This is a genomic window from Ornithinimicrobium sp. CNJ-824, assembly GCF_001942405.1.
Lineage (GTDB): Bacteria > Actinomycetota > Actinomycetes > Actinomycetales > Dermatophilaceae > Ornithinicoccus > Ornithinicoccus kibberensis.
The window spans coordinates 1-1,431 of record NZ_MKKA01000051.1 but is presented as its reverse complement, the minus strand read 5'-3'; the positions used below and the strand labels follow the sequence as shown (position 1 = coordinate 1,431).

At 70.0% G+C, this 1,431-nt stretch carries 1 protein-coding gene; it reads left to right on the top strand.

The annotated features are described in order from the left end of the window. Positions 1 to 124: 124 nt before the first annotated feature. Positions 125 to 1,381, top strand: a complete 1,257-nt coding sequence (locus tag BJF81_RS12900) for an IS256 family transposase (RefSeq protein ID WP_075958691.1) — start codon at positions 125 to 127, stop codon at positions 1,379 to 1,381. The last annotated feature ends 50 nt before the right edge of the window (positions 1,382 to 1,431 follow it).

Sequence of the window (1,431 nt, the reverse complement as noted above, 5' to 3'; positions counted from 1 at the left end):
GAGTGGAGTCCATCAGAGTGGTGTACGACGACCACGGTGGTGAGCGTGTCCTGCTGATGTAGGCGCGGTCACCGCGTGATCCTTCGAGTGAACCTTCCACAGCACTCTCGAACGGAGCATCACGATGACCGCTTCTCCCAGTATCGACCCTGAGGTCTTCCTGCACGAGCAGCTCGCGCAGGCCAGCCCGGACCTGATGCGGCACCTGCTGCAGTCCTTCATCAACACGCTGCTCTCGGGGCAGGCCGACGCGGTCTGCGGCGCCGACTACGGCGACCGCAGCGCCGAGCGGACCAACCGGCGGAACGGGTACCGGCACCGCGACCTGGACACGCGTGTGGGCACCCTGGACGTGGCGATCCCCAAGCTGCGCGAGGGGTCCTTCTTCCCCGACTGGTTGCTCGAGCGGCGCAAGCGGGCCGAGGCCGCGCTGACCACGGTGGTGGCGACCTGCTACCTGCTCGGGGTCTCCACCCGGCGGATGGACAAGCTGGTGACCGCGCTGGGCATCACCGGCCTGTCCAAGTCGCAGGTGTCGGTGATGGCGGCCGAGCTCGACGAGCACGTGGAGTCCTTCCGCACCCGTCCCCTGGACGCCGGCCCGTACACGTTCGTGGCCGTCGACGCGCTCGTGCTCAAGGTGCGTGAGGGCGGGCGCGTGGTCAAGGTGTCCGCGCTGGTGGCCACCGGCGTCAACGCCGAGGGATACCGGGAGATCCTGGGCATCCAGGTCGCCACCGGGGAGACCACGGCCTCCTGGCTGGGCTTCTTCCGCGACCTCGTCGCCCGCGGGCTGACCTCCGCCGGTCCGGTGGGCCTGGTCACCTCCGACGCCCACGCCGGCCTGGTCGAGGCCATCGGCGCGACCCTGCCCGGGACCGCGTGGCAGCGGTGCCGCACGCACTACGCGGCCAACCTCATGGCCGCCACGCCCAAGTCGTCCTGGCCCTGGGTCAAGGCGCTGCTGCACTCCGTCTACGACCAGCCCGACGCGCCAGCGGTGCACGCCCAGTTCGACCGGGTGCTGGAGACCCTGGCCGGCAAGCTGCCAGCGGTCGCCGAGCATCTCGAGGACGCCCGGGCCGACATCCTGGCCTTCGCCGCCTTCCCCAAGGAGGTGTGGCGCCAGATCTGGTCCAACAACCCCCAGGAGCGACTCAACCGCGAGATCCGCCGCCGGACCGACGTCGTCGGCATCTTCCCCCACCGTGAGGCCATCATCCGACTCGTCGGCGCAGTCCTGGCCGAGCAGCACGACGCCTGGGCCGAGCAACGCCGCTACATCGGCATCGACGTCCTCACCCGCTGCCGACACGCCCTGGCCCCCACCACCACCGGACAGGAGGAAACCGCTGCTACCGTCCCCGCACTGACGGCCTGATCAACCCCACCGAGGGATCACCGTCGTACACCACTCCACCGGACTTGACC

Bases quoted from the DNA above. Each gene is read 5' to 3' on its own strand.
- BJF81_RS12900 (WP_075958691.1), top strand. From the start codon at position 125: ATGACCGCTTCTCCCAGTATCGACCCTGAGGTCTTCCTGCACGAGCAG.